General features: G+C 70.6%; 14 protein-coding genes. 5 read left to right on the top strand and 9 right to left on the bottom strand.

Features of this window, described 5'->3' with window-relative positions; all coding sequences use genetic code 11:
* Positions 1-3 precede the first annotated feature (3 nt).
* Positions 4-2,343, top strand: a complete 2,340-nt coding sequence (locus tag AB0I06_RS10555; RefSeq protein WP_363118634.1) for a galactose oxidase early set domain-containing protein — start codon at positions 4-6, stop codon at positions 2,341-2,343.
* A gap of 73 nt (positions 2,344-2,416) precedes the next feature.
* On the opposite strand, the gene AB0I06_RS10550 is transcribed toward AB0I06_RS10555, so the two are convergent.
* From AB0I06_RS10550 to AB0I06_RS10540, 3 genes are all read right to left on the bottom strand, one after another.
* Entirely contained in the window at positions 2,417-3,148 is a 732-nt protein-coding gene (locus AB0I06_RS10550; RefSeq protein ID WP_363118382.1) for a Mut7-C RNAse domain-containing protein, read from the bottom strand.
* 33 nt (positions 3,149-3,181) lie between these two features.
* Positions 3,182-3,808, bottom strand: coding sequence for a TetR family transcriptional regulator (locus AB0I06_RS10545; RefSeq protein WP_363118381.1), 627 nt, complete (start codon positions 3,806-3,808; stop codon positions 3,182-3,184).
* 185 nt (positions 3,809-3,993) lie between these two features.
* A complete protein-coding gene (locus AB0I06_RS10540; protein ID WP_363118380.1) occupies positions 3,994-4,707 on the bottom strand; it encodes a hemolysin III family protein in 714 nt (237 codons plus the stop codon).
* A gap of 327 nt (positions 4,708-5,034) precedes the next feature.
* Here AB0I06_RS10540 and AB0I06_RS10535 point away from each other — a divergent pair, with 327 nt between their 5' ends.
* Positions 5,035-6,864: a phosphoenolpyruvate carboxykinase (GTP) gene (locus tag AB0I06_RS10535; protein WP_363118379.1), complete on the top strand. Its 1,830-nt coding sequence runs from the start codon at positions 5,035-5,037 to the stop codon at positions 6,862-6,864.
* 205 nt (positions 6,865-7,069) lie between these two features.
* Here the strand turns inward: AB0I06_RS10535 and AB0I06_RS10530 are convergent, their stop codons facing one another.
* Together AB0I06_RS10530 and AB0I06_RS10525 are read right to left on the bottom strand one after the other, a co-directional pair.
* Positions 7,070-7,537: an ATP-binding protein gene (locus tag AB0I06_RS10530; protein ID WP_363118633.1), complete on the bottom strand. Its 468-nt coding sequence runs from the start codon at positions 7,535-7,537 to the stop codon at positions 7,070-7,072.
* Complete coding sequence (locus AB0I06_RS10525; RefSeq protein ID WP_363118378.1) at positions 7,537-7,752, bottom strand: hypothetical protein; 216 nt, start codon at positions 7,750-7,752, stop codon at positions 7,537-7,539. Before AB0I06_RS10525 ends, AB0I06_RS10530 begins: the two co-directional genes overlap by 1 nt.
* Positions 7,753-7,910: 158 nt before the next feature.
* Between AB0I06_RS10525 and AB0I06_RS10520 the strand changes: the two genes are divergently transcribed.
* Positions 7,911-8,765, top strand: a complete 855-nt coding sequence (locus AB0I06_RS10520) for a helix-turn-helix transcriptional regulator (protein ID WP_363118377.1) — start codon at positions 7,911-7,913, stop codon at positions 8,763-8,765.
* Positions 8,746-9,063, top strand: coding sequence for a DUF397 domain-containing protein (locus tag AB0I06_RS10515; RefSeq protein ID WP_363118376.1), 318 nt, complete (start codon positions 8,746-8,748; stop codon positions 9,061-9,063). Before AB0I06_RS10520 ends, AB0I06_RS10515 begins: the two co-directional genes overlap by 20 nt.
* A gap of 208 nt (positions 9,064-9,271) precedes the next feature.
* Here AB0I06_RS10515 and AB0I06_RS10510 read toward each other — a convergent pair whose 3' ends face one another.
* Positions 9,272-9,691, bottom strand: coding sequence for a hypothetical protein (locus AB0I06_RS10510; protein WP_363118375.1), 420 nt, complete (start codon positions 9,689-9,691; stop codon positions 9,272-9,274).
* A 132-nt stretch (positions 9,692-9,823) separates the two neighbouring features.
* The gene (locus AB0I06_RS10505) at positions 9,824-11,035 is read right to left on the bottom strand and encodes a pyridoxal phosphate-dependent aminotransferase (RefSeq protein ID WP_363118374.1); all 1,212 of its coding nucleotides are present in this window, start codon (positions 11,033-11,035) and stop codon (positions 9,824-9,826) included.
* 1,281 nt (positions 11,036-12,316) lie between these two features.
* On the opposite strand from AB0I06_RS10505, the gene AB0I06_RS10500 reads away from it, so the two are divergent.
* A complete protein-coding gene (locus AB0I06_RS10500) occupies positions 12,317-13,243 on the top strand; it encodes a serine protease (RefSeq protein WP_363118373.1) in 927 nt (308 codons plus the stop codon).
* 21 nt (positions 13,244-13,264) lie between these two features.
* On the opposite strand, the gene AB0I06_RS10495 is transcribed toward AB0I06_RS10500, so the two are convergent.
* Positions 13,265-14,878: a D-aminoacylase gene (locus AB0I06_RS10495; RefSeq protein WP_363118372.1), complete on the bottom strand. Its 1,614-nt coding sequence runs from the start codon at positions 14,876-14,878 to the stop codon at positions 13,265-13,267.
* A 13-nt stretch (positions 14,879-14,891) separates the two neighbouring features.
* Positions 14,892-16,166 (bottom strand): amino acid deaminase, encoded by a 1,275-nt coding sequence (locus AB0I06_RS10490; RefSeq protein WP_363118371.1) that lies wholly within the window; start codon positions 16,164-16,166, stop codon positions 14,892-14,894.
* Between the last annotated feature and the right edge of the window lie 51 nt (positions 16,167-16,217).

Below are 16,217 nucleotides of genomic sequence, written 5' to 3'. Positions count from 1 at the left end.
CTGATGACCGCGCCCCAGCCCGCGTCCGCCGCCAACCTCATCAAGAACCCCGGCTTCGAGACGGCCGGCGGCGACGGCATGCCGTACTGCTGGGAGAAGTCCGGCTGGGGCGACAACGACTTCACCTTCACCACCACGGCCGACGCGCACACCGGTTCGAAGGCCATGAAGGTCGAACTGACCCGCCGCGTCGAGGGCGACCGCAAGGCGCTGATCACCGAGTCGGCCGCCTGTGCGCCGGTGGTGACGGCGGGCAAGCAGTACGACCTCGGCCTCTGGTACAAGACGACCACGCCCGACGCGGCGATCACGCTCTTCCGGCACGACACCACGGCCGGCTGGCAGTACTGGACCGACCTCAAGACCCTCGACATGGCGGCCGGCTGGACCGAGGCCACCGTCCGCACCCCCGAGGTCCCGGCCGGCACCGACCGCATCTCCTGGGGCGTGTCCGTCTACGGCACCGGCTCCGCCACGACCGACGACTACACGATGGACCAGGTCCCCGAACCGGCCCTGCCGCCGCAGTGCACGGGCACCGCCGAGCAGTGCGCCGACGGCAGGTGGGACGTACTTCCCACGCGGAACCCCGTCCGCTCCATGCACTCGGTCGTCCTGAACAACGGCAAGGTGCTGCTGATCGCGGGCTCCGGAAACGACGAGTCGATGTTCAAGGCCGGCACCTTCACCTCGGCGGTGTACGACCCGCAGAAGGGCACCTACAAGGTCATCCCCACGCCGAAGGACATGTTCTGCGCCGGCCACGTCCAGCTCCAGGACGGCCGGGTGCTGGTGATGAGCGGCAACAAGGCGTACCCGGTCCCGGGCGGACACGGCTACGAGGGCTTCAAGGACTCGTACGTCTTCGACCCGGCAACCGAGACCTACTCCAGGACCAACGACATGAACGACGGTCACTGGTACCCGTCGGCGACGATCCTCGGCAACGGTGACGTCATCTCCTTCGGCGGACTGCGCGAGGACTCCACCGGCTCGGTCACCGCCGAACTGTTCTCCGAGGCCGAGCAGCGGTGGCAGCCACTGTGGAAGGTCAACCAGACCTGGTCGTACTGGGGCCTGTACCCGTCGATGATCCTCATGCAGGACGGCCGCCTCTTCTACTCGGGCAGCCACGTCTTCGGCAACAACATCCCCGGCACCGGCTCGGCGATCTACGACTACGCCGCCAACACCACCACCCAGGTCCCGGGCCTGCGGAACAAGGACGAGCGCGACCAGTCGGCGAGCGTGCTGCTGCCCCCGGCGCAGGACCAGAGGGTCCTCACCCTCGGCGGCGGCAACATCGACTCCAACCCGGAGGCGAACCGGCTGACCGACATCATCGACCTCAAGCAGCCGAACCCGTCGTACGTGGCCGGTCCGCCGATCCCGCAGGGCACGGTCGACCTGGGCAACGGCCGGGTCCCGCAGACCGGGAACCAGGGCAAGATGTACGTCTCCGCGGTGCTCCTGCCCGACGGCAAGGTGCTGGAGACGGGCGGCGCCCTGCACAACCGGGCCGACCCGGTCCACGAGACGTCGATCTTCGACCCCGCCTCGGAGACCTTCGACCCGGTGGCCGCCGACCCCGAGGCCCGCGGCTACCACTCCTCGGCGTTCCTGCTCCCCGACGGCCGTGTGATGACCACGGGCGACAACCCGGGCAACGGCACGTGGAACCACGACGTGTCGGTCTACAGCCCGCCCTACCTGTTCAAGGGCCCCCGTCCGGCCATCACTTCCGTCATCGACACCGAGTGGAACTACGGCGACACCCAGCGGATCACCGTCGACCGGCCCATCGCCAAGGCCGAGCTGATCCGCCCGGCCGCCGTCACCCACTCCTCGGACCCGAACCAGCGGTTCGTGGACCTGCCGCTGTCCATCGACGGCAACAACGTCGACCTGAACGTGACGAGCAACCCCAACCTGGCCCCGCCCGGCTGGTACATGCTCTTCGCGGTCGACGCGAACGGGGTGCCCTCGGTGGCGAAGTGGGTGCACCTGGCGGGCCCGCAGGCACTCAAGGCGACGGACGCCTCGGCCCATGTCCACGACTTCGCGGACCGGCCCACGGGCAAGGTGACCGAGCCCGGCAGGAAACGGGTGTCCCAGAAGGTCAGCCCGACGATCTCCGGCTGCGACCGGCACTACGGCTCGGTCAACGTCTGCGTGCCGACGAACTTCCCGGCGGAGGTGAAGAAGTCGGCGACGGCGCGCTGCGCGTGGCTCAAGGCCAACGACTACGGCCGCCTGAAGGTCAACGGCAAGGACGACCCGCTGGGCCTGGACAGGAACCGGGACGGCGTCGCCTGCGCCGAGGGGGACCTGACCAGGCGCTGAGACGTCCCTCAGGGGCGTGGGGAACCGCACGGCCGGTCACGACGGCCGCGCGGTTCCCCGCGGCGCCCGACCCTCAGCGGCGCTCGGAGCGAAGCCCGACAGCCCGCTCCACGATCGCCTCCAGCTGATCGTGGTGCGCACCCTTCCAGTACGCCCGACCGCACTGCGCGCACTGCGCGAACACGTCGTACGTGGCGTGCGTGCCGTGCTTGAGCTGGTCGGCGACCTCGTCCTTGGTCGCCTCGCGCAGCAGCCCGTTGCAGGCCGTGCACCGCGTCCAGGGGCGCAGCTCCGGATGGAACCGGTCCAGGATGTCGTCGAGTTGCTCCTCGGGCCGCGTGCTGTACACGAACGCCCCGGCCCACAGCTCGCGCCTGCGCAGCAGCCCCCGGTCGCGGCTCAGCATGACCCGCTGCTCGGCCGCCGAACGCGCGGCCAGCGCCGGGTCGCCGATGTCGGTCGACTCGTACGCCGTGTCCACGCCGAGCAGGCGCAGGCGGCGGGCCAGCGTGCCGAGATGGACGTCGAGGAGGAAACGGAGAGGAGCCCCGGGCACCTGCTGGGGGCGGGCGACGGCCCGTACCGTCACCGCCTCACCGGCGGCCGGCACGTGCGAGAACGGCACCTCCCGGCCGTCCACGACCAGCGGGCCCACCTCGGTCAGCGGCACCCCCAGCGACTCGATGACATGGCCGAGGCTGGAGACGCCGTCGGTGGGCGCCCGCACGGTGCCGTCCCTGCGGGCCCGGGTGACGAAGACGTGCAGCTCGGGGGCGAACTCGACGTGGATCTCGGGACCGTTCACCCGGTCAGGATGCCACGGTGAGGGGCGCCGGAATCAGTGTTTTCCGCTCGGCAGGCCCTGCTCCATGACGTCCAGCGCGCGGTCGACCAGGTCCCGGATGTCGTCCCGGTGGCCGGTCTCGGCCCAGTAGCGGGAGACCTCCATGAGCCCGCCCATCACCGCCATGGAGAACACCCGCAGCTCCAGGCTGTCCGGGTCCAGCCCGGAGCGCTCGGCCAGGGCCTGGCGCAGGAGGTGGCCGGTGGCGGCCATGCTCTCCGTCATCCGGGCGCGCACGGCCGGCACCTCGACGCCCAGCCGGGTCCGCAGCCGCGTCACCTCGGGTTCCTCGGCGAGGCTCAGGTCGAGGGCCGTGCGCATCACATGCCGCAGGACGTCCGCCCACGACTCGTCCCGGGGCCGGGCCCGCAGCTCCGCCAGCATGAACGGATCCCACTCGTCGGTGACGACGATGTCTTCCTTGGTGGGGAAGTACCGGAACACCGTCGACGGCGACACCTCGGCGCGCTCGGCGATCTGCTCGACCGTCGTGGCGTCGTAGCCCCGCTCCTCGATCAGCGCGTAGGTCGCGCTGCGGATCGCCTGGCGGGTCTTGATCTTCTTCCGCTCCCGGAGCCCCGGCTGGGGGCGGTCGGCGGGGGTGGTGCGTGGGGCCGTCATGAAGGTCATTGTCGGGCATCGGCCTCGGGCGGGACCAGGGCCGTCAGCGCACATCAGCGACAGGGATCGGCGAAATGACAGTGGCTGTGAAATATCAGTGGCTCTCAAAAGAGAGGGCATAGCAAAAGGCCACGGCCGGAAAGCCGTGGCCTTGGGGGCCTGGGGGCCCAGGAGGCGGGGCAGCCCTAACCGTGCTGGTACGCCACCAGCGAGATCCCCACGTAGTGCGCGATGAAGGCCGCGAGCGTGAAGGAGTGGAACACCTCGTGGAAGCCGAACCAGCGCGGGGACGGGTTCGGCCGCTTGATCCCGTAGACCACGCCGCCCGCGCTGTAGAGCACACCGCCGACGACGACCAGGACGAGGACCGCGACGCCGCCGTTCCGCATGAAGTCCGGCAGGTAGAAGACGGCCGCCCAGCCCATCGCGATGTAGCACGGCGTGTACAGCCAGCGCGGGGCGCCGACCCAGAAGACGCGGAAGAGGATGCCGGCCGCGGCCGCGGCCCAGATGCCCCACAGCAGCCACTCACCCTTGCTGCCCGGCAGGAGCAGCATGGCCAGCGGCGTGTAGGTGCCCGCGATGATCAGGAAGATGTTGGCGTGGTCCAGCCGGCGCAGGACGCCGTCCATGCGCGGGCTCCAGTCGCCCCGGTGGTACAGCGCGCTCACGCCGAACAGCAGGCATGCGGTCAGGGCGAAGATGCCGCAGGCGATGCGCGCTCTGGAGGTGTCGGCGAGGGCGGTCAGCACCAGGCCGGCGATCAGGGCGGCCGGGAACATGCCGAGGTGCAGCCAGCCGCGCAACTTCGGCTTCACCGGATGAGGCAGGGAGAGCGCCTGTGGACCGTGGCCGTCGGCCGCCGAGTCCGAGGGCGCGTCGGGGACGAACGCAGTCATGGCCGAATGGTAGCTACGGAACCGTAAGTGACCCATCAGTGGCTCGGTTTGACCGTCGAAGAGTGGCCATCCTCTCACCCACGCCCGACGGCGGTCACGCAAATGAACCGTCAGGTGAACGCAATGTGCACGTAAAGAGGGCCCGAGAAACCGTGGCGAGCCTCACGTCGCTCACTTGTGCACTCCTCTGGACAGATGGGCGCGAGCATCGGATGATCAAATGAGTGCGGTCGGCACCGGATGAGCGCCAAGATCCACCTGAAGCATCCGGGTCGCAGCCCCCACGGGGCCTCCACATCACAAAAAATCCCTCATTTAGGAGCAATCGTGGCGCGCGACATCGCGGCTCCCACCGTCCCCACCACTCATCAGGGGCTGATCTCGTGGGTCAACGAGATCGCAGAACTGACGCAGCCGGACAACGTGGTCTGGTGTGACGGGTCCGAGGCCGAGTACGAGCGACTGTGCGAAGAGCTCGTGGAGAAGGGCACCTTCCGCAAACTCGACCCGATCAAGCGCCCCCACTCGTACTACGCGGCCTCCGACCCCACCGACGTCGCGCGCGTCGAGGACCGGACGTTCATCTGCTCCGAGAAGGAGGAGGACGCGGGCCCGACCAACCACTGGAAGGCCCCCGCCGAGATGCGGGAGATCTTCCAGGGCTCCGGGGGCCAGGGCGGTCTGTTCCGCGGCTCGATGCGCGGCCGGACCATGTACGTCGTGCCCTTCTGCATGGGCCCGCTCGGCTCGCCGCTGTCCGCACTCGGCGTGGAGATCACCGACTCCGCGTACGTCGCCGTCTCCATGCGCACCATGACGCGCATGGGCCAGGCCGTCCTGGACGAGCTCGGCTCCGACGGCTTCTTCGTCAAGGCCGTCCACACCCTGGGCGCCCCGCTGGAGCCCGGCCAGGCGGACGTCCCCTGGCCCTGCAACCAGACCAAGTACATCTCGCACTTCCCCGAGGACCGCGAGATCTGGTCCTACGGCTCGGGCTACGGCGGCAACGCCCTGCTCGGCAAGAAGTGCTACGCCCTGCGCATCGCCTCCGTCATGGCCCGGGACGAGGGCTGGCTCGCCGAGCACATGCTCGTGCTGAAGCTGACCCCGCCGCGCGGCGAGGCCAAGTACGTCGCCGCCGCCTTCCCGAGCGCCTGCGGCAAGACCAACCTCGCCATGCTGGAGCCGACCATCCCCGGCTGGACGGTCGAGACCATCGGCGACGACATCGCCTGGATGCGCTTCGGCGAGGACGGCCGCCTCTACGCCATCAACCCCGAGGCCGGCTTCTTCGGCGTCGCCCCGGGCACCGGCGAGCACACCAACGCCAACGCCATGAAGACGCTGTGGGGCAACTCCGTCTTCACCAATGTCGCCCTCACCGACGACAACGACGTGTGGTGGGAGGGCATGACGGAGGAGACCCCGGCCCACCTCACCGACTGGAAGGGCAACGACTGGACGCCCGAGTCCGGCGTCCCGGCCGCCCACCCCAACGCCCGCTTCACCGTCCCGGCCTCGCAGTGCCCGATCATCGCGCCCGAGTGGGAGGACCCCAAGGGCGTGCCGATCTCGGCGATCCTCTTCGGCGGCCGCCGCGCCACCGCCGTACCGCTGGTGACGGAGTCCTTCGACTGGAACCACGGCGTCTTCCTCGGCGCGAACGTGGCCTCCGAGAAGACCGCCGCCGCCGAGGGCAAGGTCGGCGAACTGCGCCGCGACCCGTTCGCCATGCTGCCGTTCTGCGGCTACAACATGGGCGACTACATGGCCCACTGGGTCGACGTGGCCAAGGACAAGGACCAGTCCAAGCTGCCGAAGATCTACTACGTCAACTGGTTCCGCAAGGACGACGAGGGCAAGTTCGTCTGGCCCGGCTTCGGCGAGAACTCCCGCGTCCTGAAGTGGATCGTGGAGCGGCTGGACGGCCGGGCCGAGGGCGTCGAGACCCCGATCGGCATCCTGCCGACCAAGGAGGCCCTCGACACCGACGGCCTGGAACTGGCCGAGTCCGACCTGGAGTTCCTGCTCACGGTCGACAAGGAGATCTGGCGCGAGGAGGCCGCCCTGGTCCCCGAGCACCTCAACACCTTCGGCGACCACACGCCGAAGGAGCTGTGGGACCAGTACCGCGCCCTGGTGGAGCGCCTGGGCTGAGCCCACTCCCTGAACTCCGCGGCCGGCTGGAACCGACAGTGCCCTGACCAGCAACATCGTCACGGCCGGCCGCGGGACCGACAGGCGGGGCCCGCACAACGGCGTGCGGGGTTTCCGGGCCCGTCGCCGCCCTCCGATCGCCTCGACGGAAACCGGCGGCGACAGGCCCACTCCCGCCCGCTTCGGCGCGGCCCGCTCCGCGGGCTCACGAACGTGCCGATGGATGACCGAGCGCTCCGGCCGACCGCCTACGTCGACCGGGGCGCTCGGGCGTTTCCTCCGGAACCTCGGGCGTTTCCAGCGTTCTCAGAGCACGGACGAGCAGCTCGCACCACACCGTCTTGCGGCCGGCCTCCTGCTCCACACCCCACCGCACGGCCAGCGCGTCGAGCAGTGCCAGCCCGCGGCCCGACTCGTCCTCGGCGCCGACGGCCCCGACCAGGACGGGCAGGGCCCGCGGGTCGGGATCGGTGACCCCGAGCCGGACGCGTCCGCCCTCCTTCTCCCACACCCGTACCGTCACGGGGACGCCCTCTCCGACGTGCCGGATCACATTCGTGACCAGCTCACTCGCGCAGAGCTGCACGTCAATGCCGTGCGCGCGCAGGGCCCGCCGCACGCCGGACACCGCGGCCGGAGCCGCGAGCAGCTCCAGCGTCACCACCGGCCGCATCACGCCGCGCCCTTGCGCAGGGCGGCGGTCAGGGCCCGCGCGGTCAGGAGGTTGCAGTTGCCGAGCGCGATCAACGGCCGTGTGGGGCAGCGGGAGGCGAAGGCCGGGAGGTCGATGCCGAGGGACGGCAGGGTGATGCCGTGCGCGGCGAGCGCGGCCCGCAACTCCTCGACGCAGGCGTCGGCTTCGGCTTCTGCTTCGGCGGGGCTGTGCATGGGGTTTCACACCTTCCAGTGCGCTGAGTGACGAACTCCTCACACTCTGGCGCCGACCGCCGTAGCGTGACAGCCCATCGGCATCCCGCGCCTGAACTGCGCGTACGCGCGGCCGGCTCCGGTAGCGGGCGGTAACGGCACACCAAGGACGGTGAACGATGGGTCAGCGCAAGGACATCGACGGTTCGACGGGCGTCCCGACCTTCTACGGCAGTGAGTTGCGCTGGAAACGGGAGGAGGCGGGCCTCACCCTCCAGCAACTCGTCGAGGGCAGCTTCTACGGCCCGAGCCACCTCAGCGAGATCGAGCGCGGCACCCGCCGGATGCCGGCGGAGCTCGCGGAACACGTGGACAAGGTGCTCGGCACGGACGGCTTCTTCAGGCGGCGGTGCGAGGACGTGCGGCGGGCGAAGCGGCGGGGGCATGCGAGTTACTTCGAGAGGGTGCTGGAGGCGGAGCAGCACGCCAAGTCCATCGAAGAGTGGTGTCCGACCTTGATCCCCGGCTTGCTGCAGACGGATGCCTATGCCCGGGCGCTCGTCCAGGCGGCCATGCCACTGGCTCAGGAGGAGGAGGTAGAGGAGAAGGTCAGTGCCCGACTGGCGCGGGCGCGCCTATTCGAGGACGACCACAAGACGCCCATGTACTGGGCGATCCTTTCCGAGGTGCTGCTGCGGCAACCGGTTCTTCCCCCGGAGCAGACCGCCGAGCAGTTGGAACACATCGCTGCGCTGGCACGTCGCCGTCGGATCGTTCCCCAGGTTCTTCCGTGGAACTGTGGGCCGCACCCACTCATGATGGGGATGGCCAAGGTCATGACCTTCGTCGACGCCCCACCGTTGGTCTACTTGGAGTCTCAGCACAGCGGGGACACAATCGACGATCCGGCTCTCGTGGAGGAGTACCGCCGGTCGTACGATCTGCTCAGGGCCGCCGCACTGCCACCCGAGGCGTCCCTCGCCCTGATTCGACAAACGGCTGAGGATGTACGAAATGGCAAGCAGCGCGATTGATTTGAGCACTGCCGTCTGGCGTAAGAGCACCTACAGCAACGGAACGGGCGGCGACTGCGTGGAGGTGGCCGAGGCCTTCCCCGGCGCTGCCCCCTGGCGCAAGAGCACCTACAGCAACGGCGACGGCGGCGACTGCCTCGAAGTGTGCGACGCTCACACCGCCGTCGTCCCCGTCCGTGACTCCAAGGTCCCCCACGGCCCGGTCCTCACGCTCACGGCCCCCGCATGGACGTCCTTCGTCACGTCCCTCAAGTCGCCCGTCACCGGCGTGTGCGGAGGCCCTGCGCCAGGCAGATGACGGCCATCATGATGACTCCGGTCTCTGCCGCAGCACCAATTCTCTAGGCGGCCGACGGTCCCGGTGGCGGGTGGTCGTCGCCCGCGAGAGGCGTGACCGGCTTCGGGTGGGGGTACCCGGGGGCCCTCACGGAGGGGTTAGTGGCGCCCGGTCCGCGCGTCGCTGCGGGTGCGCGCGGACCGGGGCCGTCAAGGGGAGCCCAGCGGGCTCAGTGGGACGCGAGTTCCCGGGGCCCCAGCGCCGCGGTGTGGGCGTCCATCCGCTCGGCGGCCAGGATCGCGGCCGCCGTGTCGGCACGGGAAGCGGCCACGACCAGTGCCCGGCCCGCCAGGGCGTGCGCCCGCCGGTGCAGGGCGGCGGCGTTCTTCTCGCGTCGGCCGCTCAGCGGCGCCCGTACGGGGGTGCGGCCTCCCCGCAGCCTGCTCACCTGCTTCGCGAGCCGCTCCGCCGCCGTGTCCAGGTCGGCCGAGGCCTGCGTCGCCCGCAGCTCGTCGGTGACGGCGAGCAGCGCGGCGAGGTGGCCCGCGAGCTGGATGTCCAGCTCTTCCTCACGCGAACGGTGGGGGAAGTCCGGGTTGGGGCCGTCCACCGTGCTGTGGACCGACTTGGTGCGGATCGGTTCGTACATGGGAAGGCCTCCTGAGTCCTTGCAGGAAACCATCCTAGCTTAGAATTCGTCTAAAGTTGAGTTGTTCACAAGACCGGACTGCCCGCGCACATAGCGTGAGCGGGCAGGTCGGGGAGGTGTGGCCTGGGTGGATCAGGGCTGGCTGTAGCCGTCCAGGAAGTGCCCGATCCGCCCCATCGCGTCGGTCAGGTCCCCGACCGTCGGCAGGGTCACGATGCGGAAGTGGTCGGGCTCCGGCCAGTTGAAGCCCGTGCCCTGCACGACCATGATCTTCTCGCGCCGGAGCAGGTCCAGGACCATGCGGCGATCGTCCTTGATCTTGAACACCTTGGGGTCGAGGCGCGGGAAGAGGTACAGCGCCCCCTTCGGCTTCACGCAGCTCACACCGGGGATCTGGGTCAGCAGCTCGTACGCCGTGTCCCGCTGCTCGCGCAGCCGCCCGCCGGGGAGCACCAGGTCGTTGATCGTCTGCCGTCCGCTGAGGGCCGCGACGACTCCGTGCTGCCCGGGCATGTTCGCGCACAGGCGCATGTTCGCCAGGATCGTCAGACCCTCGATGTAGGAGTCGGCGTGGGCGCGCGGCCCGGAGATCGACATCCAGCCGACCCGGTAGCCCGCCACCCGGTACGCCTTCGACATGCCGTTGAAGGTGAGGGTGAGCAGGTCGGGGGCGACGGAGGCGGTGGGGGTGTGCGTGGCGCCGTCGTAGAGGATCTTGTCGTAGATCTCGTCGGAGCAGACGAGCAGGTTGTGCCGGCGGGCGATGTCGGTCAGGCCCTTGATCATCGCCTCGTCGTAGACGGCACCCGTCGGGTTGTTCGGGTTGATGATCACGAGCGCCTTGGTGCGGTCGGTGACCTTGCGCTCGATGTCGGCGAGGTCCGGCATCCAGTCGGCCTGCTCGTCACAGCGGTAGTGCACGGCCGTGCCGCCGGAGAGGGAGACGGCGGCGGTCCACAGCGGGTAGTCGGGCGCGGGCACGAGGACCTCGTCGCCGTCGTCCAGCAGGCCCTGCATCGCCATCACGATCAGCTCGGAGACGCCGTTGCCGATGAAGACGTGCTCGACGTCCGTCTCGATGCCGAGGGTCTGGTTGTGCATGACGACCGCCCTGCGCGCGGCCAGCAGGCCCTTGGCGTCGCCGTAGCCGTGGGCGGAGGAGACGTTCCTGAGGATGTCCTCCAGGATCTCCGGGGGGCACTCGAAGCCGAACGCGGCCGGATTTCCGGTGTTCAGTTTGAGGATGCGATGCCCGGCAGCCTCCAGTCTCATCGCCTCCTCGAGGACCGGGCCCCGGATCTCGTAACAGACGTTGGCGAGCTTGGTCGACTGGATCACCTGCATGTCTGGGAGCTTACGGCCCGGTAATGCCTCTCGGGCCGTGTTTTCCGCCACGTGAGACGCGGGGATTTGCGGCGATATCGGTGCGCGCTGTCCCACCAGCACCTTCGGTCCCTAGAATCCCCCGGCATGTCCAAGCCATTCGATTACGCCGAGCGAGCGACGGGCGGCGAGCCACAGGGCCCGCCGAACGTGTACCTGCCGCAGGGGGTCGCCCCTCCGGTGTACGACGCCTACGCGGATCCGGCGGCGGCGCACGGATGGCAGGACGTGTACGGCCACGGCGGCGGCCCGGCCGACGCCCCCGATCTCCATGCGTATCCGGGGGAACCGGGGAATCCGGGTGGTCCTGTGTACTCCGGGGGTGGCGCGGGTGCCGCCGGTGGTGCGCATGGTGCCCCTGGTGCGTACGGGGGTGTCGGCGGCGGTCATGGGACTGCGGGGAACGCCGGGGGCTCCGGCGCTCCCGCGTACTCCGGCGATGCCGACGGCGCCCATGAGGGGCGTGCGTACCCGGGGGACCCCGGCGTTCCCGCGTACTCCGGCAGCGATGTGGACGGCGCCGCCCAGGGCGCTCGCTCCGACGGCATCGGGGAAACCCGTGAGCTGCCGGTGATGCCGGTGCCGGGCGGCCGGTCCGGGGCCGGACACCGGGCCCGGCGCAAAGCCCCTGCCTCGCGGTCGCGCCGCGTGGCGGTCGCGGCCGGTGCCGTGGGGGCCCTGTCCGTGGCCGTGCTCGTCGCCGGGTTCTCCTTCTCGGGCGCGCCTTCCGGCGGGCCGCGGGGCGTTGAGAGCGGCCGTACGGATCCGGCGACGGAGGACTCCCCGACGGCTTCTGTCTCGGACACCGGTCCGGTGGCGAGCTCTGGCGCCCCGCTGGCGGCCCGCCCGGAAGGCTCTGACGACCCGTCCGGTGCGGCGTCCCCGACTCCGCCTCCCACGGTGAGCCGGACCCCGTCCGCGTCCCCGTCCCCGTCCGCCACGGAAGACGCGCCGCCCCCGGCCGGTGACTCCACGACCACCGCACCCGTGAACTCCGGCCCCACCGCCACGACCTCGGCGCCCGGCAGGTGGGACGGGAAACCGGGACATGGACCCGGCGGCACCAAGGGCCCCAAGTGAGCGCCGTGTAAGGGCGGTTGAGTAGGGTCGGTACAGGACTCCGGGATTCCGGTTGTGGAACGGGTTCTTGTGCCACTCCCTTGCGACGATCACAATGCACATGACAACAGTGCAGGCGGCCGGAAGATTTCCGGCCGCCTCCGTCGCAAGAGGGGACCCCCCATGAGAAAACCTCTCGCCGCCGCGTTCTTCGCCCTGGCGATAGCCGGGGCCGGCGCGGCCCCCGCGGCCGCTGCCGATGCCGCCCCCACGGGCGTCGGCAAGACCGCGGACACGGGCTCGGCCACGTCCGCCGTCTCGGGAGTGGTCACGTCCGTGGAGCAGACGCTGTCCGGGCTCACCGCCCCGTCGGCCAAGGCCGTGAACTTCGCCGGCACCGTCGCGCTCAGCAACTGCTCCGGCTCGGTCGTCCGGATGCCGGACTCCGAGGCCGACGACCCGGCCCTGGTGATGACCAACGGCCACTGCCTGGAGTCCGGCTTCCCCGGCCCCGGCCAGGTCCTCGTCGACAAGGCCTCCAGCCGCACCTTCAGCCTGCTCAACTCCTCCGGCTCGCGCGTCGCCACCCTGCGCGCCGCCAAGCTCGCCTACGGCACGATGACCGACACGGACGTCGCGCTGTACCAGCTCACCACCACGTACGCGCAGATCAAGAGCTCGTACAACATCAACGCGCTGACGCTGAACGACACCCACCCGGTCGCCGGCACCGCCATCAGCATCCCCTCCGGCTACTGGAAGCGGATCTACAGCTGCTCCATCGACGGGTTCGCGTACCGCCTGAAGGAGGGCGACTGGACCTGGAAGGACTCGGTCCGCTACACCTCCGCCTGCAACACCATCGGCGGCACGTCCGGCTCGCCCGTCGTCGACCAGGCCACCAACAAGGTCGTGGCCATCAACAACACCGGCAACGAGGACGGTGAGCGCTGCACGGTGAACAACCCGTGCGAGGTCGACGCCAACGGCACCGTGACCGTCCGCAAGGGCATCAACTACGCCCAGGAGACCTACGGGATCCCGGCCTGCTTCGGGATCGACAACAAGCTCGACCTGAGCGCGAGCGGCTGCACCCTGCCCAAGCCGTAAGGCAGGGTGCCGGCCGGGCGGTCACGGGGGAGGAGTCCCGCGGATCGCCCGGCCCGCCAGCACGTCGGTGCGCCGGCCGTCCTCGATCACGAACCGGCCGTCGACCAGGACGTGCGGGATGCCCGTCGGGAGCGTGCGCGGCTGCGCGAACGTGGAGCCCGCCGCGATGGTCGCCGGGTCGAACAGGACCAGGTCGGCCACGTACCCCTCGCGGACCAGGCCCCGGTCCGGCAGGCGGAGCCGCGCCGCCGGGCGGGACGTGAGGTGCGCGACGCACTCCTCCAGCGACAGCACCCCCGACTCCCGCACGTAGTGGCCGAGATAGTGCGGGAACGTGCCGTAGGCGCGCGGGTGCGGCTTCGCGCCCTGGAGGATGCCGTCCGAGCCGCCGGTGTGGACCCGGTGGCGCATGATCGCGCGGACGTTCTCCTCGTGGCCCACGTGCTGGAGGATCGTCGGGGCCAGCCGGTCGGCCAGCAGCAGTCCGCGGGCGGTCACCCAGGGTTCCTCGCCCCGGACGGCCGCCGACTCGGCGATGGTCCGGCCGACGAAATCGGCCAGGGCCGGATCGCCCACGCCTGAGATCTCGACGGTGTCCCATTCGATCGGCACACCGTGGCAGCCGTCCGAGCCGGTGACCTCCAGGTGGTGGCGGATGCGCTCCGCCGTGCCGTCGTCCGCCAGCCGCCGGAGGGTCTCCTCCGGGCCGCCCTCGCTCGCCCAGCTCGGCAGGACCGCCGCCAGCGTCGTGCAGCCCGGGGTGTACGGGTAGGTGTCGAGGCTGATGTCCGCCCCGTCGGCGAGGGCCTCGTCCAGCAGGGACAGCAGCTCGGGCGCCCGGCCCCTGTTCACGCCGAAGTTCATGGTGGCGTGGGCGAGATGGAGGGAGCAGCCCGCCTCACGGCTCAGCGCGATCATCTCCCGGTAGGCCTCCAGGGCGCCGGCCCCGTAGGAGCGGTGGTGCGGGCAGTAGTAGCCGCCGTAGGAGGCCACCACCCGGCACAGCTCCGTCAGTTCGGCGTCGCGCGCGTACATGCCCGGGGTGTACGTCAGCCCCGAGGACATGCCGACGGCGCCCTGCTGCATGCCCTCCGCCACCAACCGCCGCATCCGGTCCAGCTCCTGCCCCGTGGCCTCGCGGTCCTCCCAGCCGACGGCGAGCGCGCGGACCGTGCCCTGCGGGATCAGGTAGGCCGCGTTCACGGCGATCCCGCGGTCCAGCCGGTCGAGGTACTCGCCGACCGTGCGCCAGTCGAAGTCGATGTCGTCGCCCGGGCCGTTCCACCCGGCGATCGCGCGGCGCACCTCGGCGAGCGTGCGGTCGTCGACGGGCGCGTACGACAGGCCGTCCTGGCCGATGACCTCCAGTGTGACGCCCTGCGCGGCCTTGGCGCTGTGGTCGGGGTCGCGCAGCAGCGCCAGGTCGCTGTGCGCGTGCATGTCGATGAAGCCGGGGGAGAGGACCAGGCCCTCCGCGTCCAGCTCCCGGCGGGCCTTCGGCCGCTGGCAGCCCGCCGCGGCGGCCTCCTTCACGATCCCCACGATCCGGCCGCCGTCCACCACGACATCGGCGCGGTAGGAGTCCCCGCCCGAGCCGTCGACGACGTCCGCGTCCCGGATGACGAGCTCTTCCATCGCTCCCGGCCTCCTAGAAGAACGTGCGCACGTAGTCGACGACCGTGCCGTCCGCCTCGGCGACGGGGATCAGCTGCCACTTGTCGAACGAGGTGCACGGGTGGGACAGGCCGAGCCCGACCCAGTCGCCGACCTCCAGGTCCGCCTCCGGCGCGGTGGCGAGCCAGGCGTGCTGGTCGGACAGGGCCGTCACCGAGACGCCGGTGGCCGGGCGCTCGGCGCCGTCGCGGCGGATCACCTGGGCGAAGGGCAGGCCGAGGTCGTAGGCGGCGTCCCGCTTGCCCGCGTTGACGAAGGCCTGCTCGGCGCAGGGGCGTGACACCACCTGGGTCCACAGGCGGAACGCCGGCTCCAGCGCGCCCTCCTCGGGGACCCGGTTGAACGGGGTCAGCTTGCGGTAATGACCGTCGTCGTGCGAGACGTAGGCGCCCGAGCGGAGCAACTTCAGGACGGGGGAGGAGAGTTCGGGGATCTCGGCGAAGACCTCGGCGACCGCGTCGAACCAGGCGCTGCCGCCCGCGCTGACCACGATCTCGTCCAGGCCGGTGAAGCGCCCGCCCTTGTCGAAGTCGGCGGCGAGGGCGACCAGCCGTCGCAGCCACGCCGTCACCCGCTCGGTGTCGGCCTTCGGCACCTCGCCCTCGTAGCCCGCGACACCGACCAGACGCAGGGTGCGGGTGCCCGCCACCGCGTCCGCGACCGCCGCGCACTCCGCCTCCGACCGCACCCCGGTCCGGGCGCCCTCACCGGCGGCGAGCTCGACGACGACGTCCACCGGCCGCGAGGCGTCCCGCAGGGCGGCGTCCATCAGCTCGACTGCGCGCACGGAGTCGACGTAACAGACGAACCGGAACTCCGGGTCGGCGTCCAGCTCGGCGGCGATCCAGCGCAGGGCCGCCGCGTCGACCAGCTCGTTGGCGAGGAACACACGCCGGGTGCCGAACGCCCGCGCCACCCGCACCTGATGCGGCACGGCCAGCGTGATGCCCCACGCCCCGTGCTCGATCTGCCGCTGGAACAGCTGCGGTGCCATCGAGGTCTTGCCGTGCGGCGCGAACGCCAGGCCGTGCCGGGCCGCGTACGTCTCCATCAGCCTCAGGTTGTGCTCCAGCCGCTCGGCGGACAGCGCGAGCACGGGCGTGGCGAAGCCGCCGGTGAACAGGTTGCGACGCTGTCCGGCCAGCTCGGCGACGGTCAGGCCGTCGGCGTCCGGCGGGAGGCCCTTGAAGCGGTGATCGACGCGCTCGGCGGCGAGCCGGGCGAGGGACTGGGCGGAGTCGGCCGTCATGGAGCCTCCCTGATCTGCGGTGTTGCAGTAGATGCAACATCCATTGCGTAT

It is taken from the genome of Streptomyces sp. NPDC050674 (genome assembly GCF_040654575.1).
GTDB lineage: Bacteria > Actinomycetota > Actinomycetes > Streptomycetales > Streptomycetaceae > Streptomyces.
The sequence above is the reverse complement of the archived record's forward strand: the minus strand, read 5'-3'. Positions and strand labels throughout refer to the sequence as shown.

What these genes read in the sequence shown, in the direction of transcription:
- AB0I06_RS10490 (WP_363118371.1), bottom strand. Translation starts at nt 16,166, where the DNA reads ATGACGGCCGACTCCGCCCAGTCCCTCGCCCGGCTCGCCGCCGAGCGC.
- AB0I06_RS10540 (WP_363118380.1), bottom strand. Translation starts at nt 4,707, where the DNA reads ATGACTGCGTTCGTCCCCGACGCGCCCTCGGACTCGGCGGCCGACGGC.
- AB0I06_RS10500 (WP_363118373.1), top strand. Translation starts at nt 12,317, where the DNA reads ATGAGAAAACCTCTCGCCGCCGCGTTCTTCGCCCTGGCGATAGCCGGG.
- AB0I06_RS10555 (WP_363118634.1), top strand. Translation starts at nt 4, where the DNA reads ATGACCGCGCCCCAGCCCGCGTCCGCCGCCAACCTCATCAAGAACCCC.
- AB0I06_RS10525 (WP_363118378.1), bottom strand. Translation starts at nt 7,752, where the DNA reads ATGCACAGCCCCGCCGAAGCAGAAGCCGAAGCCGACGCCTGCGTCGAG.
- AB0I06_RS10510 (WP_363118375.1), bottom strand. Translation starts at nt 9,691, where the DNA reads ATGTACGAACCGATCCGCACCAAGTCGGTCCACAGCACGGTGGACGGC.
- AB0I06_RS10515 (WP_363118376.1), top strand. Translation starts at nt 8,746, where the DNA reads ATGGCAAGCAGCGCGATTGATTTGAGCACTGCCGTCTGGCGTAAGAGC.
- AB0I06_RS10520 (WP_363118377.1), top strand. Translation starts at nt 7,911, where the DNA reads ATGGGTCAGCGCAAGGACATCGACGGTTCGACGGGCGTCCCGACCTTC.
- AB0I06_RS10495 (WP_363118372.1), bottom strand. Translation starts at nt 14,878, where the DNA reads ATGGAAGAGCTCGTCATCCGGGACGCGGACGTCGTCGACGGCTCGGGC.
- AB0I06_RS10545 (WP_363118381.1), bottom strand. Translation starts at nt 3,808, where the DNA reads ATGACGGCCCCACGCACCACCCCCGCCGACCGCCCCCAGCCGGGGCTC.
- AB0I06_RS10530 (WP_363118633.1), bottom strand. Translation starts at nt 7,537, where the DNA reads ATGCGGCCGGTGGTGACGCTGGAGCTGCTCGCGGCTCCGGCCGCGGTG.
- AB0I06_RS10505 (WP_363118374.1), bottom strand. Translation starts at nt 11,035, where the DNA reads ATGCAGGTGATCCAGTCGACCAAGCTCGCCAACGTCTGTTACGAGATC.